The 23,038-nt window shown below is 70.2% G+C and carries 23 protein-coding genes; 16 read left to right on the top strand and 7 right to left on the bottom strand.

Going from position 1 to position 23,038, the window contains the following annotated elements:
- Positions 1-115: 115 nt before the first annotated feature.
- A complete protein-coding gene (locus ACLHRZ_RS31715; protein ID WP_490422038.1) occupies positions 116-502 on the bottom strand; it encodes a hypothetical protein in 387 nt (128 codons plus the stop codon).
- Between the two features lie 431 nt (positions 503-933).
- Here ACLHRZ_RS31715 and ACLHRZ_RS31710 point away from each other — a divergent pair, with 431 nt between their 5' ends.
- The 7 genes from ACLHRZ_RS31710 (at position 934) to ACLHRZ_RS31680 (ending at position 6,280) form a co-directional block, all read left to right on the top strand.
- The gene (locus ACLHRZ_RS31710; RefSeq protein ID WP_490422037.1) at positions 934-1,686 is read left to right on the top strand and encodes a GntR family transcriptional regulator; all 753 of its coding nucleotides are present in this window, start codon (positions 934-936) and stop codon (positions 1,684-1,686) included.
- Entirely contained in the window at positions 1,683-2,258 is a 576-nt protein-coding gene (locus tag ACLHRZ_RS31705) for a P-loop nucleotide/nucleoside kinase family protein (protein ID WP_490422036.1), read from the top strand. Before ACLHRZ_RS31710 ends, ACLHRZ_RS31705 begins: the two co-directional genes overlap by 4 nt.
- A 564-nt stretch (positions 2,259-2,822) precedes the next feature.
- On the top strand, positions 2,823-3,017 hold the full coding sequence (locus ACLHRZ_RS31700) for a hypothetical protein (protein ID WP_490422035.1): 195 nt from the start codon (positions 2,823-2,825) through the stop codon (positions 3,015-3,017).
- Entirely contained in the window at positions 3,014-4,069 is a 1,056-nt protein-coding gene (locus tag ACLHRZ_RS31695) for a helix-turn-helix domain-containing protein (protein ID WP_490422034.1), read from the top strand. The genes ACLHRZ_RS31700 and ACLHRZ_RS31695 overlap by 4 nt, the downstream gene beginning before the upstream one ends.
- A 95-nt stretch (positions 4,070-4,164) precedes the next feature.
- On the top strand, positions 4,165-5,577 hold the full coding sequence (locus tag ACLHRZ_RS31690) for a replicative DNA helicase (RefSeq protein WP_490422033.1): 1,413 nt from the start codon (positions 4,165-4,167) through the stop codon (positions 5,575-5,577).
- Between the two features lie 123 nt (positions 5,578-5,700).
- Positions 5,701-5,991: a hypothetical protein gene (locus ACLHRZ_RS31685; RefSeq protein WP_490422032.1), complete on the top strand. Its 291-nt coding sequence runs from the start codon at positions 5,701-5,703 to the stop codon at positions 5,989-5,991.
- Positions 5,984-6,280 carry a hypothetical protein gene (locus ACLHRZ_RS31680; protein ID WP_490422031.1) on the top strand — a complete coding sequence of 99 codons (297 nt, stop codon included), beginning with the start codon at positions 5,984-5,986 and terminating at the stop codon, positions 6,278-6,280. The genes ACLHRZ_RS31685 and ACLHRZ_RS31680 overlap by 8 nt, the downstream gene beginning before the upstream one ends.
- 153 nt (positions 6,281-6,433) lie before the next feature.
- Here the strand turns inward: ACLHRZ_RS31680 and ACLHRZ_RS31675 are convergent, their stop codons facing one another.
- The gene (locus tag ACLHRZ_RS31675; RefSeq protein ID WP_490422030.1) at positions 6,434-6,634 is read right to left on the bottom strand and encodes a hypothetical protein; all 201 of its coding nucleotides are present in this window, start codon (positions 6,632-6,634) and stop codon (positions 6,434-6,436) included.
- 7 nt (positions 6,635-6,641) lie between these two features.
- Complete coding sequence (locus ACLHRZ_RS31670) at positions 6,642-7,022, bottom strand: DUF6415 family natural product biosynthesis protein (RefSeq protein ID WP_490422029.1); 381 nt, start codon at positions 7,020-7,022, stop codon at positions 6,642-6,644.
- 226 nt (positions 7,023-7,248) lie between these two features.
- On the opposite strand from ACLHRZ_RS31670, the gene ACLHRZ_RS31665 reads away from it, so the two are divergent.
- Positions 7,249-8,532, top strand: a complete 1,284-nt coding sequence (locus tag ACLHRZ_RS31665) for an NsdA family TPR-like regulatory protein (RefSeq protein WP_490422028.1) — start codon at positions 7,249-7,251, stop codon at positions 8,530-8,532.
- Positions 8,529-9,065, top strand: a complete 537-nt coding sequence (locus tag ACLHRZ_RS31660; protein WP_490422027.1) for a GNAT family N-acetyltransferase — start codon at positions 8,529-8,531, stop codon at positions 9,063-9,065. The genes ACLHRZ_RS31665 and ACLHRZ_RS31660 overlap by 4 nt, the downstream gene beginning before the upstream one ends.
- Positions 9,066-9,159: 94 nt before the next feature.
- On the opposite strand, the gene ACLHRZ_RS31655 is transcribed toward ACLHRZ_RS31660, so the two are convergent.
- A complete protein-coding gene (locus tag ACLHRZ_RS31655; RefSeq protein ID WP_490422026.1) occupies positions 9,160-9,537 on the bottom strand; it encodes a hypothetical protein in 378 nt (125 codons plus the stop codon).
- A gap of 408 nt (positions 9,538-9,945) precedes the next feature.
- On the opposite strand from ACLHRZ_RS31655, the gene mobF reads away from it, so the two are divergent.
- Positions 9,946-13,875, top strand: coding sequence for a MobF family relaxase (gene mobF, locus ACLHRZ_RS31650; protein ID WP_490422025.1), 3,930 nt, complete (start codon positions 9,946-9,948; stop codon positions 13,873-13,875).
- Positions 13,876-13,942: 67 nt separating this feature from the next.
- Entirely contained in the window at positions 13,943-15,514 is a 1,572-nt protein-coding gene (locus ACLHRZ_RS31645) for a Helicase associated domain protein (RefSeq protein WP_490422024.1), read from the top strand.
- Positions 15,515-15,586: 72 nt separating this feature from the next.
- On the opposite strand, the gene ACLHRZ_RS31640 is transcribed toward ACLHRZ_RS31645, so the two are convergent.
- From ACLHRZ_RS31640 to ACLHRZ_RS31630, 3 genes are read right to left on the bottom strand one after another with little or no spacing between them, the layout of a single operon-like run.
- The gene (locus ACLHRZ_RS31640; protein WP_490422023.1) at positions 15,587-16,171 is read right to left on the bottom strand and encodes a hypothetical protein; all 585 of its coding nucleotides are present in this window, start codon (positions 16,169-16,171) and stop codon (positions 15,587-15,589) included.
- 22 nt (positions 16,172-16,193) lie between these two features.
- Complete coding sequence (locus tag ACLHRZ_RS31635; protein ID WP_490422022.1) at positions 16,194-17,285, bottom strand: C40 family peptidase; 1,092 nt, start codon at positions 17,283-17,285, stop codon at positions 16,194-16,196.
- Positions 17,286-17,311: 26 nt separating this feature from the next.
- On the bottom strand, positions 17,312-17,473 hold the full coding sequence (locus tag ACLHRZ_RS31630; protein ID WP_490422021.1) for a helix-turn-helix domain-containing protein: 162 nt from the start codon (positions 17,471-17,473) through the stop codon (positions 17,312-17,314).
- Between the two features lie 293 nt (positions 17,474-17,766).
- Between ACLHRZ_RS31630 and ACLHRZ_RS31625 the strand changes: the two genes are divergently transcribed.
- From ACLHRZ_RS31625 to ACLHRZ_RS31605, 5 genes are read left to right on the top strand one after another with little or no spacing between them, the layout of a single operon-like run.
- Positions 17,767-18,690 (top strand): hypothetical protein, encoded by a 924-nt coding sequence (locus ACLHRZ_RS31625; RefSeq protein ID WP_490422020.1) that lies wholly within the window; start codon positions 17,767-17,769, stop codon positions 18,688-18,690.
- Positions 18,659-18,964 carry a hypothetical protein gene (locus ACLHRZ_RS31620; protein WP_490422019.1) on the top strand — a complete coding sequence of 102 codons (306 nt, stop codon included), beginning with the start codon at positions 18,659-18,661 and terminating at the stop codon, positions 18,962-18,964. The genes ACLHRZ_RS31625 and ACLHRZ_RS31620 overlap by 32 nt, the downstream gene beginning before the upstream one ends.
- A 2-nt stretch (positions 18,965-18,966) precedes the next feature.
- Positions 18,967-19,701 carry a DUF8175 domain-containg protein gene (locus tag ACLHRZ_RS31615; protein ID WP_490422104.1) on the top strand — a complete coding sequence of 245 codons (735 nt, stop codon included), beginning with the start codon at positions 18,967-18,969 and terminating at the stop codon, positions 19,699-19,701.
- The gene (locus ACLHRZ_RS31610) at positions 19,691-21,511 is read left to right on the top strand and encodes a hypothetical protein (protein ID WP_490422018.1); all 1,821 of its coding nucleotides are present in this window, start codon (positions 19,691-19,693) and stop codon (positions 21,509-21,511) included. Before ACLHRZ_RS31615 ends, ACLHRZ_RS31610 begins: the two co-directional genes overlap by 11 nt.
- The gene (locus ACLHRZ_RS31605) at positions 21,508-23,037 is read left to right on the top strand and encodes an SCO6880 family protein (RefSeq protein WP_490422017.1); all 1,530 of its coding nucleotides are present in this window, start codon (positions 21,508-21,510) and stop codon (positions 23,035-23,037) included. The genes ACLHRZ_RS31610 and ACLHRZ_RS31605 overlap by 4 nt, the downstream gene beginning before the upstream one ends.
- Position 23,038 lies beyond the last annotated feature (1 nt).

Genomic DNA, 23,038 nt, shown 5'->3' with positions numbered 1-23,038 from the left:
CCGGAGACAGCCCGCCCATGACGCTGCAACTCCTCCTGCGCTTGACGGCGGGCAGCTTCGGCGTGCTTCGCGGCGTCGGCGGCCTCCTTGGCGGCCGCGGCCTGCTCCTGCCGGGTCACAGCAGGTGAGAGGGGTCGGCGGTCGCGGTGCCGGTCAGTACCGCGAGCTCCTCGGCGGTCACCCAGTCTCCCGGGATCAGCACCCGGAGGCTGACGACGCCCTCGCACATCGACCCGGTGACGACGAGCCGCCCGTTGGGCAACGTGCCGGGGCGGGCGTCGTCGATCTCGGCGAGCAATGCCGGCAGGCTGTTCGCAGCGCAGGGCAGGGCGGTGATGTTCGCGACGATCGTGGACGGCGCCACCTGGAAGGCGACCCGGACGCCGAGCCGGGCCAGGCTCTGGATGTCCTCGAACAGCGGCCACACGGCACCGACGGCGTCGTGGACGGAATCGACGATGCCGGTGGGGTTCAGCGGCAGGTCGGACGGCATGATGGACATGCGGATCAACTCCTGTGAATGGTGGATCCGTGGGCCCCCGGCACACATGGCGCTGCAACGCCGTGCCGGGGGTCGCGCCGTGGCCGGCGCAGTGGACGAGTAGGGAATCGAACCCCCGCTCCGCAGAGCCCCGAACCTGGGCTCGCCCGTGGATCTGCCTCCGCCTCGCCCCAACACCTCCTTTCAAGGGGCTTTTGGCGGGATCCCGTACACGCACTCTTTTGAGTTCTCAAGACCTCGATCACTCCTCCGGCCTGGCCCGCGGGGACTGGTTCCGGTGGCGCATTTCGGCTGGTCAGCCGGTAGATCAGGCATGTCTTCACCTTTCGGTCCCTGCGGACCGCCCGGCGTGATCCCTAGGGTTCCCTATGGTTCCCTAGGGTGTCAAGCGGTACAGTAAGGTCGGCAACGACCGATGAGGGGAGTGAGAGGTGACCAGAGCAGCCGACAACCGGCCGCCGAACGCCAGGATCGCGGCTCATTACCGCGAGCTGATCAGCTCCGAAAAGCTCCGGCCTGGGGCACTACTGCCGAGCATCAAGGCCCTGGCGGCGGAATGGGGCGTCAGCACTGCGACCGTCGAGAAGGCCCTCGGCAAGCTGCGTTCTGAGGGCCTGGTGCGAGGCATCCATGGCGTCGGAACCGAAGTTGTGGGGAAGCCTGTGCCCCTCTCCTCCGGGGCCCAGCGCCATGACCGAGGGGCGCGCACTGGTTCCTCCTGGGGGGCAGGAGAAAGATCGGATTCTCACACCGCTGAATACACCGCGGCCCCTGGCGGGGTGGCGGCAGCACTTGGAATCCAGCCCGGCGACCGGGTGCTCCGACGAACACGGGTCTACCGAGATGGGCACGGCATCGTTGCCCACTCCACATCGTGGATTCCCGAGCAGCTTGCCCAGGCCGTGCCCGAACTGCTGAGCAATGCACGTTTGGAGGGGGGCACGTCAATCGACCTCATGTCCAAAGCGACTGGCCGACAAGCCGTGAAACGGGAGGGCATCACAGCCTCCCGCATCGCCACACCTGAGGACATTGAGCTCCTGGAGCTGGAGCCCGGCACCGTCGCCGCGATCCTCGTCCTGTCGGTCCGCTTCCTCGACGCCCAAGGCCAGCCAATGGAGTACGGAGTAGATCTCGGGGCCCCCGGGCGCACCCGCCACGAGACTTCGGACATCACGCCGTGAGCAACCAGCCGGCTACCAGCTCTCGGCGGACCCCGCGCTGCGTTCTGATGAGCGGGCTGCCCGGCTCCGGCAAGACACGGCTCGCCATGGCCCTTGCGGGGCAGGGCCTTGTCAGGCTGTGCCCAGACGAGGAGATGTTCCGGCGCCACGGCCGCTACGGGTACGACTTCCCCAGGGGGGAGTTCCTAGTGCGCGAGCGTCCTGTTCTCGACGATCTCGCCGACGAACTTCGCACGCTTTTGTCCGCGGGGAAAGACGTCGTCTTCGACCACGGTTTCTGGACCCCGCAGGAGCGGCTGCACTGGCGGACTCTGGTCACCGAAGCCGACGGCGTGCCACTCATGGTCTACCTGCCCGTGCCACACAAGGTGCGGTGGGCGCGGATCCGTGAACGCAATGAGAAGGTTCATTCGGACCCGAACGCCATCGAGTTCTCAGAAGGCGATCTCATCAGATACGCCAGCCGTTTCTTCCCGCCGGTCAAGGGCGAGCCCCATCTCGTCTACGACGGCCGCCCGGAGTCCGTGCTGGCTGTGCTCGGGCTCGGCGACACTCCGGCAGGGGCCCAATGAACCTCTGGCCTGGTGGGTGGAGGAAGATGTTCCCCAAGTCCGAGTACCCGTCGTCTTCGGGGAAGCCCACGGAGGTTCGCATGGTCGCCGCTGTCGTTCAGTCACCCGCGGCTCCTGGCCGCAGAGTTAGCGGCCGCTACCAGCCTCGCCTCTTCGGCTACCGGACTTCGCCGCTCGATACCGCAGAATCAGTTCTCGGCACCCCTGCCGACCCTGTGCTCGGCCGCTCCGTGCAGAGGTCTGCCGTGACCACCCACGAGCTCGCTGGCGCGGCCCGCACCGGGAGGAAGAGCCTGACGATGGCTGCGCACGACCGAGGCCCATAAACGAGTGATGGCCGCCCCTGCGCCAACAGGTGCGGCCATCAAAAACGACTCCCCAGCCCAACCAAAGCGTTGAGTCGTACGTCGGCGGAACGCCGAGGTCCCGTCCCCACGGGGCTCGGCAACCGATACCAGAATAGCCAGAGACGCTCAGCACATGCAGCAGGGCGTGTCAGGTGTCACTGATTCGGCGATCATTCGTTGACGTGCGGCTCCCATCCTCCAGGGAGACCTGCACCACATGCCCCAGCAGCCCCCCGCGGCGGTCGCGCCGGGAGGTGTCCGCTTCCGCGGATACGACTGCGCGATGGACCACGCGACGCTAACCACCCCGGTCACATACGAACCGGAGATGTTCTTCATCTCCGCCGCCGGCCGCTCGATCACGGCCACTACGAACGCTGTCCTCCGAGCCACCTCGGGGGTGGCCCGATGACCGCTGCGCACATGGGCATGGTCTTTGCCGCCCAGGGCCTGGACGGTTCCGAGAAGCTGCTGCTCCTTGCTTACACGAACCGCACAGACGACCACGGGTACTGCTGGCCTGGGCAGAAGCGCCTGGCCGACGACTGCGGCACGTCCCCGGCCACGGTGAAGCGCGCCAAGGCCAGCCTGGTCAAGAAGGGGCTGATCGCTTCGGTCCGACGTGTGCACCCCGTCACGGGCGACCCGATCACGAACCTCACCCGGGTCAACCTGGAGCTCTTGGCCGCAATGGCCCGGCCGACAACCGTCTACGACGACAACGTCGTCGAGCAACTGACCTTTGCCCCGATCGAGCAGCCCCCCCGTCCCACGAAGCAGCGGAAGACGAAGCCGAAGACCACTACTGAACTGCTGAAAGCTCAGAATGAGCCCGACCCCCACCTGCTGATGGATCAATCTGAGCCCATCCCCGGCTCAGATTGCGCCCGCCCCGGGTTCAACTTGAACCCACCCCGGGGTCAGGATGAGCCACTAAACCTCAGTGATCACTCAGAGAACTCTCACCTCTCCACGGCGCCCGCCGCCGCACTGGTCACGCCGCTCTCGGCTGAGGCAGACACGAATGAGAGAGGGACCTCGGCTTCGCCGGACAAGCCCACCCCACCTGCTGTCGCTGCCGTTGTCGCAGATGCCTTCGCCGAGCAGTGGAAGACGAAAAACGGCACAAGCCCGGGCCGTCGGCAGCTTCAGGCCGTGGCTGCTGATGCTGCCGATGCGGTTGAGGACGGCGACGAGGCCGAGTGGCTGCTCAAGTTCGTTGTCCCGTTTATGGTCCGCAACAACTACCTCGACCTCGGCCGCGCGAAGACCCATCCGCAGTGCCCCGCTCCCCTTGGTACGAAGGTGCCCAGCCAGAGCTCCGGGGTGCCGAACTGGTGCGGCGAGTGCAACGACGGCATCCGCCCCGAGCTCGTCGCCGAGCGGTTTCGCAAGGTCGGCGGTCGCTTGACGAAGTGTGGCGCATGCCACCCCGGCGCGATCAAGCAGACCGCCGCTGTCTGACCACCCAGTCCCGAAAAACGGCACGGCGGCCGTTCCCGTCAAGAATCCGGCCGCCGCATGATCCCAACCTGTTGGAGAAGAGATCAATGTCCAGCATGACACCTCCGTCCCCGAACACCGAGGGCAGCCTGTTTGACGGCGACCCGGACGTGGTGCCCGGCCCCCGCCGGGCCGCCGACGGTTTCGACCGGATGCCTCCGCAGGACCTCGAGGCCGAGCAGTCCGTCCTCGGTGGGATGCTGCTGTCGAAGGACGCCATTGCCGACATCATCGAGATCCTCAAGGGGCACGAGTTCTACCGGCCGGCCCACCAGACGATCTACGCCGTCATCGTTGAGATGTACGGCAAGGGCGAGCCCGCCGACCCGATCACCGTCGCCGCAGAGCTCACCCGGCGCGGCGAGATCACGCGGATCGGTGGCGCTGCCCACCTGCACGCCCTGGTGCAGTCGGTGCCGACCGCGGCGAACGCCGCGTACTACGCCGAGATCATCCTGGAACGCTGGAAGCTGCGCCAGACCGTCGAGACCGGCACGCGCATCACGGCCATGGGCTACGCCCAGGAAGCCGACCCGGACGAGGTCGTCGAGTCGGCGGCCGCTGAGCTGCTCGCGTTGAAGGCGTCGTTCGATACCGGCAAGGATCCGGCCGGGTGGGACACTCCGCTCGCGGAGCTCTTGGAGGAGTGGGAGGAGGCCCAGGCCGAGGGCGCGAACCCGGGCCTGCCGATGCCGTACGCCGACCTGCAGACCATGCTCGGCACCGTGCCCGGCCACCTCGTCGTCATCGCCGGCCGACCCGGCATGGGCAAGTCCGTCGTGCTCCTGGACATCATGCGGCACCTGGCCGTCGTCCACGGCCGCCCCGCTGCCTTCGTCTCCCTGGAGATGGCCCGCCGCCAGATCATGAACCGGCTAATTGCCGCCGAGGCCGAGATCCCCCAGCACGCGGTGCGCACCCGTTCCATGGACGCCGACCAGTGGAAGAAGTACGACCGGGTCAAGAAGATCCTCACGCAGGCCCCGCTGCGGCTGATCGTCCCGCCCGGCGGCATCACCGTCGCGCAGATCCGCTCCAACCTGCGCCGCTGGGCCATTGAAGAGCGCCTTCCCGCCGCCCTCGCCGTGGACTACCTCCAGATCGTCAAGCCCGAGGCCAGCAAGGGCGCCAATCGGACCAACGAGGTCGACGGCATTGCCCGCGGCCTCAAGGAGCTCGCGCTTGAATTCGACATCCCGATCTTTGCCGCCGCTCAGCTCTCCCGGCTCACCACCGCCTCCTCGGACCGCGTCCCGCAGCTGTCCCACCTGCGCGAGTCCGGCGAGATCGAGCAGGCCGCCGACGCCGTCGTCCTTCTGCACCGCGAGGACTACTACGAACCCGAGCACGAGCGTGCGGGCGAAATTGACCTAATTGTCGCTAAAAATAGGGAGGGCAGTACGGGCATCGTCTCGTGCGCCTTCAGGGGAAGGTTCAGCCGCGTTGACGACATGGCCCAGGATGGCTGACCAGCACGTTTCCCTTTCGCGTGACGGCCGTGGCCCCACCACTGCGGTCGCCCTCCCGAGGATGGAGACTCGACCCCCACGCGGTGGCGCGGCAGACTCGTGGCAGACGGAAGGGACCGACCGATGAGTGCACAGCCAGTTCACCCGCACCAGCCGGACCGCGTGCCGCGCAACGCCGAGGGCATCGGCGCCGCGCTGTCCGGCGAGCGGCGGATGGAGTTCTACCGCGAGCTCCTGGCGGCCGCGCCGGAGGACGCCGAGGCGGTGCTGCGCCGCTGGTGGTGCGAGGCGATGCTCGACACCGACCCCAAGGGTGACCGGCTCACCGAGGCCGCGCTGAACGGCACGCTGGCGACCAGGAGCGTCGCCGAGGCCATCGAACGTCGTCGCGCCGCTGGACTGCCCGTTGAGTGAGCCCGCTGGCGAGGAGCCGGAGGGCTGGCCCTGCGAGGTGTCGGAAGAAGTCGATGCGCTGCTGCAAGATCTGTCGCTGCCCGGCGAAGTGTTCGGGGCGATCATCGCCGCAACGGTCGCCATCAACCAGACCAAGGGACAGGTGCCCGGCAGCACAGCCTCCCCGAAATGGCCGCAGCAGCGGCGCATGCCGCTGGGCCGCGACGGCTCCCTCGGCGTTGCCGAGTACGTCATTGTTGCCGACGCCGAGCCGCCGCACTGCGTGCTGACCCGCGTTCAGCTCTACTGACAACGAGGATCTGGCGCCCCCTGGGCGACGGCAGGAAGCGGTACAAGTTCCGACGGTGAAAAACGGAGAGAGCCCCCGGCGAGATCACCTCTCGCCAGGGGCTTTTTGCTGTTACCGCCGGGAGGGGAGTGGGCGGTGAACAGGACGGTGGGGCTATGCGGTGCGGGCGATCTCGAGGCGGGCGGTGGGATGAACGCGCAGGACTGGGCCACCGTCGCGGAAGTGCAGCACGAGGCGGGGTGCCGCGGGGCCGCAATGGTCGGTACGGACCGCCGTGACGAGGCGCCGGCGGCCGCCGATGTCGACGACGTCGTTGCGGCGGATCGTGCACGCGGCTCGCGATGCGGCGGCCATGCCGGCCCTACGCGGAGAGGCGGTCGAGGAGGTGTTTGCAGGTGCGGCCAATGTCCTGCATGTGCCGCAGGGCCGACACCAGCCCGTCGCCCGCGCTGCTGGTGAGGTCGGTGCGGGCGCGGTCGGCCAAGGCGTTCCACTGGTGCCAGTCGCCGTCACGGCCGGCGCGGGCATCGCGCCGGGCTTCGACCTCGTCCGCCATGACCGCCAGATGCCCGCGCAGCGTGTCGGTGAGTTCGAAGATTTCCTTGTGCGGGGGGATCGACGAGGGGCGCACCTGAAGGGCGCGGTCCACCGTCGCGCGGATCGTCACCAGGTCCAGCGGTCGGGTGTCGCCCACCATCATCGACTCGATCTGCGTCGGCGGGCGGTCATTGGTGGCGGTCACGTGGGGTCTCCTCCTGGGGTGTGTGGACGGCGGCCGGGGTCGTGCGGGGGAGGCACGGCCCCGGCCGCCGGTGCACCCCCGCAGGCCCGTCGGGGACGCACCTTTAGGTAACGGCTGTTGACGGCGGGGTGGCAGGTCGATGTGGCCGGTTTCCGCGTGCACGCCACCGGACGAGTTGACCGTCCTTTTGCCGTCTGGGGGTGGAGGTCGGTCCTACGGTGGCGTTGTGACGCGTGTGCCCAATACGACGCTGGCCGCGTGGATGGCCGAGGCCGGGATGACCGAGGGCGATCTCGCCACCGCGGTCAACGACGGGTTAGGGAACCTGACTGGCGCCGATGGTCTGGTGACGGACCGTACGGTGCGACGATGGCTGTCCGGCGAGAGCAAATGGCCTCAGACTAAGCAGCGAACGGTCTTGGAGCAGCTGGCCGGCCGCTCGGCGCCGGACCTCGGGTTCATCCCGCACAGACGCAAGAGCGCGCCGCCCGCCGAGGAGGTGGAGCCCGTGCAGCGTCGCGCTTTTCTCACCGCTGCTGGAACAGCATTGGCCGCCACCACCGCGCCGCGCGCCGCGGTGGCCATCGGACACGCGCCGCCGCCACGCATCGGCATGAGCGACGTGCACCGGCTCGCCGTGCGCCTGGCCGACGTGGTCGCTTCCGACGACCGGCACGGCGGCACCACCACCTTGGAGACCCGCGCCGCCGCCCTGGCCCGGCAGGCCCTCGATCTCCAGCAACGCGGCACCGCTACCGCCCGCGTGCGCAGCCACCTCTACTCGCTCGCGGCGGCATTCACGTCTAGCGCGATGTGGGCGGCGACCGACGGCCATCGGCTCGACAATGCCCAGCAGCACCTGCAGCGCGCCGTCACTCTTGCCGGCCTGTCCGGCGACCCCGCCGTGCGCTACCGCGTCTGGGGCCACGCCGGCGCGCTCTACCGCCAGCTCGGCCGCTACGGCGACGCACTTGCCGCCGACGACGCCGCCCGCGCGGTCGTCATCACCCGCCGCGACCCGCTGTACGCCTCCCTCGCCCACGCCCGCATCGCCGTCACCCACGCCGACCTCGGCACCCGCACCGCCGCGCTGCGCAGCCTCGGCTGCGCCGAGGACGCCCTCGCCCGCGCCGACCGGGACGTGCCCCGCCCGCCATGGATGCGGTTTTTCGACGAGGCCGAGCTGGAGTTGCTGACCCTGATCACCCACACCGTTCTCGGACGGTGGAGCGAGGCCGAGGCACACGCCCACCGCCACCTCGCACTGGTGCGCCCGGAGCTCGTACGCAACCGCTCCCTGGCGCTCGCCTACCTCGCCCACGCGCAGCTGGAACAGGGCGCGCTCGAGCCGGCCGTCACGTCCGCTCGCGCGGTGTCGGCCGAGGCGCGGCAGGGGAGGGCCGGGCAGGTACTCGGCCAGTTCTCCGCACGGCTCGCCGAGACGGCACCGCGAACCCCTGAGGCCCGCGCATGGACCGAACACCTCCACGAAGGGACGAAGACCGCGTGATTGAGCTCCGGCATCACACGGACGTCGAGACCGCCCGCCAGGATCTCCTGCGCATCTACACCGACGTCCACGCCGACGACGCCTCCGAGTTTTACAGCGCGGACCGGTTCGAGGACCGGTTGCGCGGCCACGCTGGCGCCGGGTGGGAGGCTGTCATCGCCTACGACGACGGCGACGAGCCGGCGGGCTTCGCCTACGGGACCCCACTCAGTAGGGACACCGCATGGTGGGAGGACATGCTCACCCCGCTCCCCGACGGGTACACCGTCGAAACCGGACGCCGGACGCTGGCGTTCAACGAGCTGAAAATCCGCTCGCGGTGGCGCGGGGTGGGCCTCGGCCGGCGTCTGCACGACGAGCTTCTGTCCGGCCGCCACGAGGAGCGCGTCACGCTCTTGGTGGACCCGGAGCACCCCAAGGTTCTGACGCTCTACCAGTCGTGGGGATACGAAGAGGTCGGGCGCCAGAAGCCGTTTCCGGACTCGCCGGTCTTCGCCTGCATGACGCGCCCGATGCACCTTCCTCAGGCGTAGTCGCGGCGTGAAGCGCGGGGCCAGCAGAAGACGACGGTGCCCTCGGCGAGAGGGTTCGCCGAGGGCACCGTCGCGTTGAGAGAGGGGCCGGGGGTCAGGCGGCGTGAGATTCTTCGGCGCTCCCCGTGGCCGTCACGGCATCATTTTTGCGCGCCGGGTCGTGCTGGGTCTCCGGGTTTTTTGACGACGGCTTGGAGGAGGCCGACGAGGATTTCTTGCCGGGTCGCGGCGTGCGCGGGCGTCCCTTGGGCCGGCGGGCCGGTTCCTCGGCGCCGAGGGCTTCCAGCTCGATGGCGCTCCATCCTGCTGCCTCCGCGGCCACGTAGGCCGCGCTGTATGGTTCCTCGGTTTCCGCGAGGGCCTTGCACAGCTGCTGCCGCTGGGCCATGAGGTCCGCGAGCGGTGCGAGAGCCTCGTTGCGGGCGGCATGTATCTCCGCCCCCTGACGCATGATCTCTTCTTTGCTTGGCATGCCGCGATGGTAGCCACGTGATCATTTAGAGCGGGAGGGCTTTTCCTCAACCCGCCCCCGATGCGGCACCGCGGCCAACTCCCCGCGCGCTTCTGCCCGATGGCGCACCGAGCGTGGGACAGCCGGTCGATCGGCAGATCCTGGCGCGGTGTCGCCGAGGCCGTTGTGTTCTCTATGGCGATCGGCTCGTTCTCAGGATGAGCATTCCACTTTCGGACACTCGATCCGATACAGCTTCACCGAGCGTCCCATCGTCCCCAATTGTTCCTGTTCATTCCGTTGACTGCCTCCTGTCCCAGAGCTACCGTCAGAGGCCAAAAGATCAAAAACGGAGGGACAAAGGTACGTCCCCTGCGGGGACGTACGCGGCTTCGCCGCTGAAGAGCGCTTGGGGAAGGGGGGTGTCAGGTGGCCTGGGTCACGGCGATCGTGGACGACGAGCAGGTCGAGTACCGCCTTTCCGAGCATTCCGGTTGCTACGTCCAGGGCACTGCCGAGAGCGCCTCCCAGCAGGCCGCGCAGGCGGCGGATCTGCAGGTCGACTACCGCATGAAGGGTGCCGAGACCGGCACCCTGGTGTGGATCGGTGAAGGCCTTCCGGAAGTCGGCCTCACCCCCGGGGCCGTCCTGGACGAGGCCGGCAAGGACGCGGCTCGGGCCCTGACGAAGGGCATCCACCCGGTCACCGGTGAGCGCCTGGTGCGCGCGGAGATGCGGGCGCACCCGCGCTCCCAGCTGACCGGCGCGCGGCTGGTCGAGGCGATCGAAGCCGCCGCCGCGGCCGCCGGGATCGACGATCCGCAGGAGCTCTTCCACGGCAAGCCCAAGCAGGCGGTGAAGTGGGCCACGCTCGTGCGGATGGTGCACCAGCAGGGCGAGCGCCACCGGCTCCAGGTCGACACGCTGCACCGCATCGCGCGCGCTGCCGGCCTCGATCTCGCGGACGTCTACGACGCCGCCGAACTCGCCGAAGCGCGCGCCCACCAGGACGAGCGGGTCAACGTCCGGGTGCGCGCGTACGACCTCGACGCAGACCTGCCCAAGGGTGACTCGGTGCTCTGGGCGATGCTCGCCGAGCGCGACGAGCAGGGGTTTCGGCAGCTCGTCCATCAGGCGAAGCGCGAGGCCTTCGCACAGCTGGAGAAGTGGATCGGCTACGGGCTGGCGAGCGAGGACGGCGAGCTGCACCGCATCGCCACCGGCGGGCTGCTGGGATGGACGGTGGAGCACCAGTCGGCCCGGCCGGTCGACGACGAGACGCCGGGCGACCCGCACCTGCACGTCCACATCATCATCGCCAACCTCGCCCGCTGCGAGGACGGACAGTGGCGCGCGATAGCCAACGGCGGGATGGACCTGCACCGCCACGCCCGTGCCTTCGACGCCCTGTTCAAGGCGCGCGTGCGGGCCCTGGCCGGCGAGCGGTACGGCGTGCGGTACGAGCGGGACGAGACCACGCGGGCGTGGAACGTCGTGGGCATCCCCGCGCGGCTGCGGGAGCACTTCTCCCGCCGGGCCGCGCAGGTCGATGCCGCAGCCGGCGCGGACGCCAGCCGCGACGAGAAGATACGGGTCTCCGCCGAGACCCGCCGCGCCAAGCACGACATCGGCGTCCTCGACCTGCGGGCGAACTGGCGGCAGCAGGCCGAGGCCTTGGGCATCGACGTCGATGCGATGGTTGCGGCCGCCGCCCCGGGCCCGCCCGGACCCGACAGCGGACTCACCCACGACGGCCCCACCGGCCCCCGCGTCCCGCCGCCCGGGCGCATCGCCGCGGAGGTTTTCTCACCCACCCGCGGCCTGACCGCGCACGAAAAGACCTTCTCCCGCGCGCAGCTGCTGGCTGCCGTCGCCAACGCCTGCCCGCACGGTCTCGGCGACGGCGAGCTCGAGGCGTTGGCGGACCGGGTGCTGGCCGTGGAGGGCTACGCGGTCGGCCTGCCGCACCGTGGCTCGGTCGTCATGTCGAACACCGACCGGTACACCACGGCCGACATCCTTCAGGCCGAGCAGGTCATCGTCGACCAGGCCCGGGCGCGGTTCAACGACGGCTCGGTGCGCCTGACCGGCGACCAGGCTGCGGCCGCCCTCTCGGTTTTCCAGGTGGCCAACGGCTTCGACCTTTCGGCGGAGCAGCGCCGGGTGGTGGTGCGGCTGTTGACCGGAGGGTATGGGGTCGATGCTGTCTTCGGCGTCGCCGGATCCGGGAAAACGACGCTCATGGAGGCGTGCCGTGTCGGCTGGGACGCGGTCGGTGCCACCTACGCCGGTGCCTGCTTGGCGGCGGTCGCCGCACAGAATTTGGCCGAGGGCTCGGGCATCCCCTCGCACACCATCGCTTCCCTGCTGCGGCGCGTCGAAGACGGCTCCGGACTGCGTGGCCTGGACGTGCTGGTGGTCGATGAGGCAGTCATGACGGACGACCGGGCGATGGCCGTCTTGCTTGCCGAGGCCGCCCGCACCGGCACGAAAATCATCGGCATCGGCGACCCGCAACAGCTCCAGTCGATCGGGCCCGGCGGCGGGTTCGCCGAGATCCACCGCATCGTCGGCGGCGAGGTCCTCACCGAAAACCGCCGTCAGAAGGACGCCGGCGAGCGGGCCGCGCTCGAGGTCTGGCGCGGTGGCGCCGCCGCGCGCGAGAAGGCGCTGCGCATGCTCGCCGACCGCGGCCGCGTGCACGCCACGGACACCGCCGAGGACGCCCGTGCGGACATCCTCGCCACCTGGAACGAGGCCCGCCGCCGCTGGCCCGACCCGCATGATGCCCTGTCCAACCTGGTGGTGCTCGCCGCCCGCAACGACGACGTCGACGCCCTTAACCGAGGGGCGAGGGCACTGCGGCGTGCCGCCGGTGAGCTCGGGCGGGAACACACTTTTGTATTGCCCCGCCGCGAGCGGCTGACCCTGGCGGTCGGCGACGTCGTGCGCGTACGGCAGAACGACTACCGCCGCCGCCGCGGCGAGGGCCCCGACGTGCTCAACGGCTTCCGCGCGGTCGTCACCGACCTGTCTGCCGACCACCGCGTGCAGATCACCTGGCGCCGTGAAGAGGCCGACGGCACCCACCGCTACGAGCGGGTGTGGCTGACGCCCGGCCAGATCAGCCAGGGCGCCGTGAGCCTGGGCTACGCGATGACCATTGCCGCCTCGCAAGGTCTGACGGCACAGACGAGCCTGATGTACGGGCTCGGCGCGAACGCCTACAGCCTCTACCCCGGCATCACCCGCGCCAAGGCCGAGAACCACCTGTGGCTGCCGGCCGCGGCACTTGAGGACGAGCGGACCCGGACCCAGCTCGGCGAGCCCCGCACCGAAGCCGAGCTGCTGGACCGCGCGGTCTACGCGTACGCGCAACTCCTCCAGCAGGACCGGCCCGAGGGCATGGTCAGCGACCAGCTGCGCGCCGCGCCCGAGCCCGTCGCACCGCCCGCGCCTGCGGCGGACGCGCCGGTTTTCCCGGCGTGGGACGACGTCGTCGCGCGGCCGCACGGAGTGCTGACGGACGCGGACCTGGAGTCCCGGATCGCCGCAGCGGCGCAGCGCGCGCAGGCCGCCGACCGCGCGGTCGCCGACAAGGAGCGCGAAGTGGCCAGCGCGGCCGCCGAGCTCGCGGCGCACCCCTCGCCCGGCCAGCGCACCGCCGACGAGGCTGCCGCGGTGCTCGACGAGGCCGACCGCCTCGTCACCCTGGCCCGCCAAGAGACCGCGCGGGCCGACCAGGCCGGCACAGACAAGGCGACCGCCCAGGCGCTGCGTGCGGAGGCGGAGAAGGCCGCCGGCCGCGGCCGGCTGTCGCTGCGCACCTCCGGCACGTCCCGGAGTGAGCAGCAGCGGCTGCTCACCGCGTACGCGGAGCAGGTGGCCCGGGCGCAGGAGGAGCAGCAGCGCGCCCGCCAGGCGGCCCGGGACGCGCAGCGCGCGGCGTGGCAGGCGGTTGCGCAGTCGCCCTACGCCGGGGTTTTCCGCGCGCAGGGTGCCACTGGTGCCGCGCCTGGCGACGTGGGGGAGATGGAGCAGCGGTTGGCCGCGATGCGCGAGCACCTGCCGGTGCTGGCGGCGCAGGTCGATGCCCGGCACGCCGAGGACCTCGAGCTCGCCCGCGGCCGCGCAGACGGCCTGCGGGCCCGCGCCGAGCAGTTGCGGACGACCGCAGGTGCGCTGCGGGCGGAGAGGGAATTGCGCGAGCGGATCGCCGCGGAGGCCGAGGGCCAGCACCAGGCGGAGCACGACGCGCGGCCGCCGGTGGTGCCGCCGGCCCGCCGGGCCGCCGCCCAGCAAGGCCAGCACCCCGAGCAGACCCTCCGGCCGGACACCGTGCCCCAGCAGAAGTGGTGACGCGCCGGGCGGGCTAGGGGGCGCTTACGGTGGCCTCGGCGACCCTGGGGCGGAAGGAACAGTTGCGGTGGGGACATTGCGGATCACGGATGCGAACCGGTTGTCGGTGGTGAAACCGGAGCTGGCCGCGACGCTGAACGTCAAGAAGTCCGGGATCAGCGCGGACGAACTGACTGTCGGGTCCAACCGCAGGGTGTGGTGGAACTGCCCGGACTTCCCCGACGAGCACGAGTCGTGGAAAGCCGTGGTGAACAACCGCACTGGAGGGTTCCGCAAGCGCTACGGCACTGGCTGCCCGACCTGCCGCCTGCGACAGACATCGGTACAGGAACTGCGGTTGAAGGCCGAGCTCAGTACCGTCCTTCCGATCGACGTTACCCGTGATGCCGTTCATTCCGGGCAGGTCGAGCGGGTCGACATGCTGGTCGAGGCCGATGGACTGCGCCTGGTCCTCGAGTTCGACGGGTCCTACTTTCACGGGACCGAGAAGTCGCGCAATACGGACATCGCGAAGTCTCGGCGGCTACGCGATGCTGGCTGGACCGTGGTGCGCATCAGAGAGGCCCCGCTCAACCTCCTCGACCCGACCTTCGACGTGCAGGTCGGCTTCCTCGCCGAGCCGGAGGCCGCCACAGCCGACATCCTCGACCACCTGGCTGTACTGGGCTTTCTGGCCCCGGCCGCGGCCGAGAATTACCGGGCCCTGGACGCGCCGCAGGCGGAGGAGACGGCGCGCATGTGGATCCGCCAGCGCATCGGCGAGCAGGCAGCACGAAGGCTGGAGTACTCGGCGCAGAACGACGCGTGGGACTCCATGTTTGAGGCGCTGGTGGACTACGCGGCTGAAGTCGGCGACTGCTACCCCTCGGACGAGGTCCGCGTCGACGGGCGGAGCCTGGGGCGTTGGTGTCGCAAGCAGCGGGATCTGCAGCGCACCGGTCGCCTTCGGGCCGACCGGGCCGAGCGCCTGGCGACGATCGCCATCTGGTCGGCCCAGACCGTGCACGAGGCTGGCTTCTGGGCCGGCTACGACCGCTACCTGCAGTGGGCTGAACTGACGGTCCCGGGTGAGCGGGAGCAGGTGCTGTCGCGCCGCGACGCGACGGTGTGGGCGAACAATCTCCGTGGGCGGCGGGCGGAGCTGATCGCCCGCGGAGAGGATCTGTCTGGCGATCAGCTCGAAGCCATGGAGAAGGTGCCCGGCTGGTCCTGGGACCCCTACCAGGACGCCCACGACGCGAAGGTCGCGGTGATGCGGCAGTTCTGCGACGCGACCGGTCGGCCCGTCTCGTCGATCAAGCAGCGCGAGGAGTGGAACGGCTACCCAGTCGGCGTGTGGCTGAACTCCTGGCGCACCCGTCGCGATGTGCTGTCGGCCGCTCAGACGGCCGAACTCGAGGCGCTGCCGGGATGGACCTGGAACCAACGCGGAGATCAGTGGATCTCGATGCTCCAGCAACTCACGGACTTCGGATCGGCGCGGGGGCACATTCAGCCGAGCCTGACCCTTGGCCACGAGCAGGAGAAGGCGCTCGCCAGGTGGAAGCGCAACAACAAGAACCGCCTCCAGGGCCGCAACGACGGCAAGGCTCTTCAGCTGCGGGCACTGCTGGCTCAGTACGGGGAGATCCTGCCCTGACCGCTGTAGGCCTTGGCTAGCCTGGGTCGCACAGTCCCTTGCGACCCAGGCGGAGGGCTCCGAGCGCTTCTACTACCCGGCGGCCGGGTCGAGGGCTGCCCGCACGGCGTGGTGCGCGGCGCTGCTCTCGCCGGTGACGACGGCGAGCAGGGGCAGCAGTTCGGTGGCGAGCGCGTGGCGTTCGGCGGGGTCGGTGACCCCGCGCCAGTGCTGCACCGCCCGCTCTGCCGAACCGCGGGTGAACGCGTGCGCGGGGCCCCAGGCCTGGGCCTGGAGGCCGGCGGTGTGCAGGTACCAGCGGGCAGCGACCGCGGGATGGCCCATCAGGTGGGCGATCCACCCGCGCAGCTCCCGCACCTGGATCGTGTGGGAGTGCACGGCTCCGAACGCGGCGGTGAACTCCTCATCGAGCGCCTCCGCTTCGAGGTTCGCTGCGGCGAGGCGCTGCGGGTCGACGGGCGGGGCGAACGCCGCGGTGACCGCGGCGATCCGCCACTGGTACTGCGCGGGCGGCGGCGGGATCTCTGCCGGTGCGCCCGGCTCGGCCGCGGGCCGGGCGGCAGCTGGTACGGCCTCGGTGGGGGTCGGGTCGTCGGTGTGCCAGAAGTCGGGCGTCACGGTGCCCCAGGGGGCGTGCAGCGTGGTCTCGGTACTCATGGTGCTCCCTGGCGTACGGGCCCTATTGGGGGACGATGCGGCGGACGGCGACGATCCGGGTGATGGCGCTGGAGCTGTTGCGCCAGCTGCTGTAGGGGACGATGCGGGTCTGCAGTCCGGTGCGGGGCGCCTCGATCAGCAGGCCGTTGCCGATGTACATCCCCACGTGGCCGGGGCTGTCGGCGGATCCGTCCGATCCGGCGCTGAAGACGAGGTCGCCGATGATCGGGGCGTCGATGCTGACGGGTTGGCCTTCCTTGACCTGGTCGTAGGTGGTGCGGCTGATGGACACTCCGGCGGCGGCGTAGGCCTGCTGTACGAGGGAGGAGCAGTCGCACCAGCGCGCGGGGTCCTGTCCCTTGGCGTTGGTGCAGTCGCCGCCGAGGTGGTACCAGCCGCCGCGCTGGTAGAGGGCCCAGGCCACGGCGGCGCGGACCTGCTGGGGGGCGTCGGCCGGGATGGCGAAGTCCGGCGGTAGCTCCACCGGGCCGGAGGGACCGGTCGGCGCGGTGTACTTCTTCGCGCTGGCCATGATGGAGCGCACGTAGTCGTAGGTCTGCCCGCTGGCGAAGGAACTGGGCGGGACGCCGTGGAACCGGACCACCGCGCCCCATCCGGCGTTGTAGCCAGCCAGGGCAAGCTCGATCGGGTCTCCGGAGAAGCCGGACTTCTTCGCGTCCTGCAGCAGCTCGCACATGTACTTGCCCTGCGCCATGATCGCGTCCGGCGGGTCGAAGGGGGATATGACACCGTTGCCGTCCGAGTCGACCGCGTACTGGCGAAACGTTTCGGGGATGAACTGGCTGATCCCCTGCGCGATCACGTTGCCGTGGGAGTCCCGGGACTGCGCGTTGGGGTCGAAGTTGCTCTCCGCTTCGATCTGCGCGGCCAGGACGGGGGCGGGCAGGCCGGGGCAGGCGCCGGCCGCCTTCTCGATCCACGGTGCGTACTGGGACGGGACCGAGCCCGGTTTCAGGTTGCCGCCGATGGCCCCGGGACTGTTGGGGTTTGCGCTGGCGACGTCGGATGTGGTGGTTTGAATGGCCACCCCGGCTATGAGCACGAAGACGGTGGCCACGGCCGCCCCCGCGCCGATGATCAGTTTTTTTGGCACCCCGCCCCGGCCCCCCCCGTCCGTCGTTACTGGCGTATGGAGCCAGCGCCCATCGCCTGTTCCAGCGCCCGCCGGTGGTAGCGCCAGGTGCGGCCCGCCTTCAGGGACGGCAGACTCCCGGCGCGGGTCATCCGCATCACGAGCTGGTAGTCCAGCCGCAGGTACGCCGCGGTCTCCCTGGCGGTCAAAACCTCTGGCCACACCGGCGCGGCTGCGTTGCATGTGCAATGTGCTGGGGCGGTGCCCTCGCAGGCGTCGCCGCCGTCACCAGTTCCCTTGGATGCCACCAACGGCCTCCCATCCAGTCGGTCAGCTCCGTGAACTGATCAAGCACCGTAGCAACTGCGCCACTGAAACCACAGGGGTCTAGAACGGTCAACAAAAGTCGTAGACAGACTCAGAAGCACCTTGCTAAACATGCTTTTTGATCACCTGTCGGTGATTGCGGCGTGACGAGGGGCAACGGGGGGAGCGGTGCGCCATGGCCAAGGGGGAACCCGCTGGGGGACCCGCTCCGGAGCGGCTGGCGCCGCACGTCCGCCTGATGGTGCCGGTCCTGGCGCCGGTCGGCGGCAGCGGCCGGTCCGTGGTGGCCGGACTGCTGGCCGATGCCTTCGCCGCCTACGCCGACACCGTGCTGCTCGACACCGCGCAGCGTCTGGCCTCGCCCTGGCCCGGCTGGACCGGCACCCCGGGCGACGGCCTGGCCGCCGTGCCGCCCGAGCGCCCGGCCAGCCGGGGCCAGGTCCGCGCGGCCGCCGCGGCGGCACCGGCCTCCGGGCCGCACGCCTGGCAGGTGATGACTGATCACCAGCCCTGGCACGCCGCACCGCTGACGGTGCCGGACGCGCCGGAGGCCTGGCACCAGCTGGCCGCGCTCGGCGGCTGGCAGGCCGTCATCACGGACACCGCCCACGCCTTCACGCACGACGTGATCGCATCCCGCCACGCCGGCATCGCGGGGCTCAGCGCGCGCTGGTGCTCCCTGCCCTGCGCGGTCCCGGTGCTGTGCGCTGCCGCGACCCGGGAAGGCGCGGCGGCACTTCAGACGGCGGTGATGGCGGCCGAGGCCGAGGGCCTGCCGCTGGCCCGTACCGCGGTGGCCCTGGTCGGCACGAGCGACGGACGGCTGGCCGCCCCGGTCAAGGCCGCCGCCACCATGCTGCAGCCCAAGGTCGCGACCATCGTCCAGGTCCCCTACGACGAGCGGATCCGCTCGCACGGGCTGCGCGACCTCGCCCGCCTCAAACCCCGAACCCTGACCGCCGGCCGCCGACTGGCCGAGGCCGTCCTGTCCTCGGCACACGCGTCTTGGGGCGAGACACTCCCGTCCGCCGCCGTCCCTGCCGCCTACACGGAAGGAAATCCGCACCGTGGCCCCGCACTTCACGATGTTCCTCGCTGACGGCGACCCGCTGACGCCCAAACAGCCCAAGAATCTGCCGGGAAACCTCGGCACCAGCACGGACACGCTGATCGGCTGGTCCCTGACGGCCGGGCTGGTCGCCTGCCTGCTCGGCTTCATTCTCGGATGCGCCTTGATCGGTGTCGGTCACAACACCGAGCGGCCCGACATGGCGGCCAGGGGCAAGAAGTCGGTGATGTGGTCCCTGATCGCAGCCGCGGGCATTGGTGCGGTCTTCGGTTTGGTCAAGGCGTTCTACAACCTCGGGAAGTGACGATGTCGCTCACGTCCTTCGAGCAGAGCCGCCGGTCCGCCCGGCGCCGTCTCGTGCTGCTCGTCGTCGGGATCCTGGCGGCTGGCGCCGGCATCACGGCCTTCTTCGTTCTGGGCCCGGGCGACAGCAAGGGCGGCGCCCACAGTGCCGGGCCGTCGGCCGCGTCCGCACCCACCCCGGCGCCGACCGGGGACTCGGCCGTACCGACCCTGTTGCCCAAGCCCGGTGACGTGAAGGACGGCGTGCCGGTCGGTTATCCCCATTCGCGGGAAGGTGCCATTTCGGCTGCGGCCCACTTCGCTGACGTGACGGACCTGTTTAGCCCGCAGGCGTCGGAGAAGCAGGCTCAGGTGATGGCCGCGCCCAACTACCACACGCTGATCGGTGATTACAGCCGCCTGGCGGCCCGGAAGGCGCGGAAAGACAGCGGTCTGCCGGAGGACGGGGAATCCGATGTCGCTAACTACTACGCGACCCAGTCACGGGCCTATTCCGTGATCTCGGCTTCTGCGGACAAGGTCTCGGTGTGGCTCCTGTTGGACGCGACGGTCTCGGTGAAGGGCGTCAGCACGAAGAGCACCCAGGTACGCGGTGCAGTGATGGAGTGGGCGGACGGCGACTGGAAGCTGAGCGCTGACACCCTGACCGAGCTTCCCGATCAGCAGCCTTCTCCGGCGACTCCCGGCAGCCCGCAGGCCCGGGCGGAAGGGTGGCATGACCTCGCCTATGAACACTGACAAGCTCAAGAAGACCCTCGCGATATTCGCGCTCCTGTTCTCCTTCCTCGCCGCGGCGGCCGTGTCGTCGACTGCCAAGGCGGACCCGAAGCCCCCGACGACCCTCGCGGAATGCATCAAGGTCTTCGACCAGATCAAGAAGACCCCCGCCGTCAAGACCTGCGATGCACTCATGCGCAAGGAGTGCGGCGACAACCCGCGCAAATACAAGGGGAACGACTGCACGGGCTACCTCAGTCTCCTCCTGGGCCAGAAGGTCCCGAAGGACGGCGAGAAGTGCCAGGGCGGACCCATCCTCTCGGAGCCCTGCAAAACCGTGAAGGGTACCGAGGACGTCGTCAAGGACCCGGCAGGAACCCTGGCTTCGGCCGCCTTTGACGCCGTTTCCGGGAAATTCGGAAACGCGGCAACAAAGATCCTCAACGGGCTGACCGACGTTTTTTTGAAAGTGTCGGTCATCGACCTGAACAACGACGGTCTGCTCAGCGTCTACAGCATGACGTGGGCGCTGTCGTCGCTGGTCGCCCTGCTGTTGCTGATCTGGCAGTTCACCAAGGTCGCCTACAGCGGACAGGCGGTCTCCGCGGCCACGGCCATCGCGGGACTGGCCAAATGGGCCGTCACGACCATGGCCTCGCTGGCCGTCACGCAGGTTGCGCTCGGCACGGTGCACGAGGTCAGCGTCTGGCTGATCGACGAGTACAAGGGCGGGGGCGGGGAGAAGGCGTTCAAGGATGCCTTGAACCACGCCTTCACCTTCGACGGGCTGACGAACACGGCGCTGGTCCTGCTGCTCGCGATCATCGCGGCCCTGGTGTCTTTGGTGCTGTGGGGCGAGATGCTGCTGCGGCAGGCCGCCATCCAGGTCCTGGTGGCCTGCATGCCGATCGTCGGCGCGGGCGGGATCATGGAGGCCACCAAGGAGTGGTGGCCCAAGGCCCGCAACGCCTTGATCTCCTTGATCCTGATCGAGCCCGTCGTGGTGCTGATCATGGTGATCGGCTTCTCCACCACAGGCCAGTCCAAGGACCTCAAGGACGTCCTTGTCGGCCTGTTGACCCTCGTCCTGGCGGCCCTGGCCTGGCCCGCCCTGGCCAAGTTCATGACGTTCACGAGCGTGGGGTCCGGTGGCGGCCTGGCCAGCGGCCTGCTCGGCGCGGCCGGCGGTACGGCCGCCAGCATGTTCGGCTACGGGGGTGGCACCCCGTCCGGGGCCGGCGCGATCGGCAACGGCCGCAACTTCACGCAGGCCGTCGAGGCGGAGAACGACGGCGCGGTCGCCCAGGCCGGTGCCGCGGGCCGCGCCCGGGGCGGATTCGCCGGCGCGATGTCCGGAGGGCTGGGCAAGCTCGGTGTCGCCGGGATGGCCCTGCAAGGGGCCAAGGCGGGCAAGGAGATGCTCGAGGGTGGCATGGAAGCGATGGCTGCCCACGCCGACCTCGGGCCCGGCAAGGACATGGGCGGGCACATCAGCATCCCGCCGCGCAGCGGCGAGCCGGTGCCCGGACCGGAGCCCGTGGACAGCGCGGGCGGCGCCCCGCCGCCTGCGCCGACACCGGACGGGCCGCCGACCACGGCCCCGCTGGAGACCACCGAGCCCCCGCCCGCCCCGACGCCACGGGACGGAGCACCGGCCGCGGACAGCGCCCCGTCGGCGGAGGTCGATATGAGCTGGCCGTCGAAGGCCGCAGGACCGGACATGACCTGGCCGTCGAAATCGTCCGGGCCGGACATGAGCTGGCCCTCGAAGCAGGCCACGCCGCCCCCGCCGCCGACGCGGGGGTCCGGTGAGAACGGGGGGACGACGTGAGCCAGGACCGACCCGCGATCTACGCGGGATGGCAGTCCGAGCGGCAGGGCTTCATGGGCTCGATGTCGCTGACCGGCTGCGTGCTGGTCGCCGCGGCCGCGCTGTGCGTGCTGATCCCCATCTACGTCCAGGACCTGTCCGGCGAACTGGTGTCCCTGCCGGTCGCTGGCGTGCTGATGGCCCTGGCCACGATCCGCATCTACGGCATGACCGCCGACGAGTGGGCCGTACTGGCGATCCGTCACCAGATCAACACCGCAGGAGGCAGAACCGTGTTCCTGTCCGGGGCGTTCGCCCCCCGCCGCCGCTCGGACGACCAGCAGCCGATGGACCTGCCCGGCGTGCTCGCCCGCCTGCGGATCCTGTCCGCCCCCACCGGCGGCCAAGAGGAACTCGCGGTCATCTACGACCCGCTGGAGAACACCTACGCTGCCGTCCTGGAGATCCGCTACCCCGGCCTGGCCCTGGAGGACACCGACCAGATCAACCGCCGGGTCGCCGCCTGGGGCGCCTTCCTGCGCACCCAGTGCGTCGAGGGCGGACCGATCGTCCGCGTCGCGGTGCACGAGCGGAGCCTGCCAGACGACGGCACCGCGCTGCAGTCCTGGACCGCCGCGCACACCGACCCGGCAGCCCCACCCGCCGCGGTATCGGTGGTCAAGGAGCTCGCCGCGCGAGGCGGGACCGTGGCCAACACCCGCGCCACCTACCTGACCGTCACCCTCTCCGCCACCCGGGCCCGACTGGCCATCAAGGGCGCCGGCGGCGGCCGACTGGGCGCCTGCGCGGTGCTGGTCCGCGAGATCACCGCGATGCACTCCTCGCTCGCCGCCGCCGACCTCACCGTCGTACGCCGCCTCGCCCCCCGCGAACTCGCGCAGGTCATCCGCGAAGGCTTCGACCCGGACTCGGTCGCCGAGATGGCGGTCCGCAACACCGCCGCCGCCCAACGCACCTGGGAAGGCCTCGAACCCGGCGTCGCCCCGGAACTCGCCGGCCCCGCTGCCGCACAGACCGCATGGGGCACCTACCAGCACGACGGCGCCATCTCCGTGACCTACCAGGTCCGCAGCTGGCCCGCCTCCGCCGTCTACGCCACCTGCCTGCAAGCCCTGCTGCGCCCGCGCCCCACCGCACGCCGATCGTTGACCCTGGCCTACGAGCCGCTCGGGCCGCGCCGGGCCCGCGCGGAGCTGTCGAAGGAACGCACCAAGCGCGACGTGGCCAGGCGGCTGCGGGCGAAGACCGGCCGCATCGAGAGCATGGACGAGCGGGCCGAGATGGCCCGCGCCCTCGAGCAGGACATGGCCCGCGCTTCCGGCCACGGCATCGTGCGCTTCGTCGGCCTGGTCACCGTCACCGTCTCCGACCCGGACGAACTCGAGACCGCCTGCGCCGAGCTCCAGCAGGACGGAGCCGCGGCTGGCCTCGAGCTGCGCCGCATGTGGGGCGCCCAGGACAGCGGTTTCGCCGCCGCGGCGCTGCCGCTCGGGCAGGGCCTGCCCGCCCGCCGGGCGGTGATCTGAC

Source organism: Streptomyces sp. AM25 (genome assembly GCF_058146165.1).
This window is presented reverse-complemented; position numbering and strand designations above follow the sequence as displayed.

Excerpts from the sequence above, each read along its gene's own strand:
- ACLHRZ_RS31690 (WP_490422033.1), top strand. The coding sequence starts at position 4,165 with ATGACACCTCCGTCCCCGAACACCGAGGGCAGCCTGTTTGACGGCGAC.
- ACLHRZ_RS31695 (WP_490422034.1), top strand. The coding sequence starts at position 3,014 with ATGACCGCTGCGCACATGGGCATGGTCTTTGCCGCCCAGGGCCTGGAC.
- ACLHRZ_RS31700 (WP_490422035.1), top strand. The coding sequence starts at position 2,823 with ATGCCCCAGCAGCCCCCCGCGGCGGTCGCGCCGGGAGGTGTCCGCTTC.
- ACLHRZ_RS31615 (WP_490422104.1), top strand. The coding sequence starts at position 18,967 with ATGTCGCTCACGTCCTTCGAGCAGAGCCGCCGGTCCGCCCGGCGCCGT.
- ACLHRZ_RS31675 (WP_490422030.1), bottom strand. The coding sequence starts at position 6,634 with ATGGCCGCCGCATCGCGAGCCGCGTGCACGATCCGCCGCAACGACGTC.
- ACLHRZ_RS31715 (WP_490422038.1), bottom strand. The coding sequence starts at position 502 with ATGTCCATCATGCCGTCCGACCTGCCGCTGAACCCCACCGGCATCGTC.
- ACLHRZ_RS31655 (WP_490422026.1), bottom strand. The coding sequence starts at position 9,537 with ATGCCAAGCAAAGAAGAGATCATGCGTCAGGGGGCGGAGATACATGCC.
- ACLHRZ_RS31685 (WP_490422032.1), top strand. The coding sequence starts at position 5,701 with ATGAGTGCACAGCCAGTTCACCCGCACCAGCCGGACCGCGTGCCGCGC.
- ACLHRZ_RS31625 (WP_490422020.1), top strand. The coding sequence starts at position 17,767 with ATGGCCAAGGGGGAACCCGCTGGGGGACCCGCTCCGGAGCGGCTGGCG.
- ACLHRZ_RS31610 (WP_490422018.1), top strand. The coding sequence starts at position 19,691 with ATGAACACTGACAAGCTCAAGAAGACCCTCGCGATATTCGCGCTCCTG.
- ACLHRZ_RS31640 (WP_490422023.1), bottom strand. The coding sequence starts at position 16,171 with ATGAGTACCGAGACCACGCTGCACGCCCCCTGGGGCACCGTGACGCCC.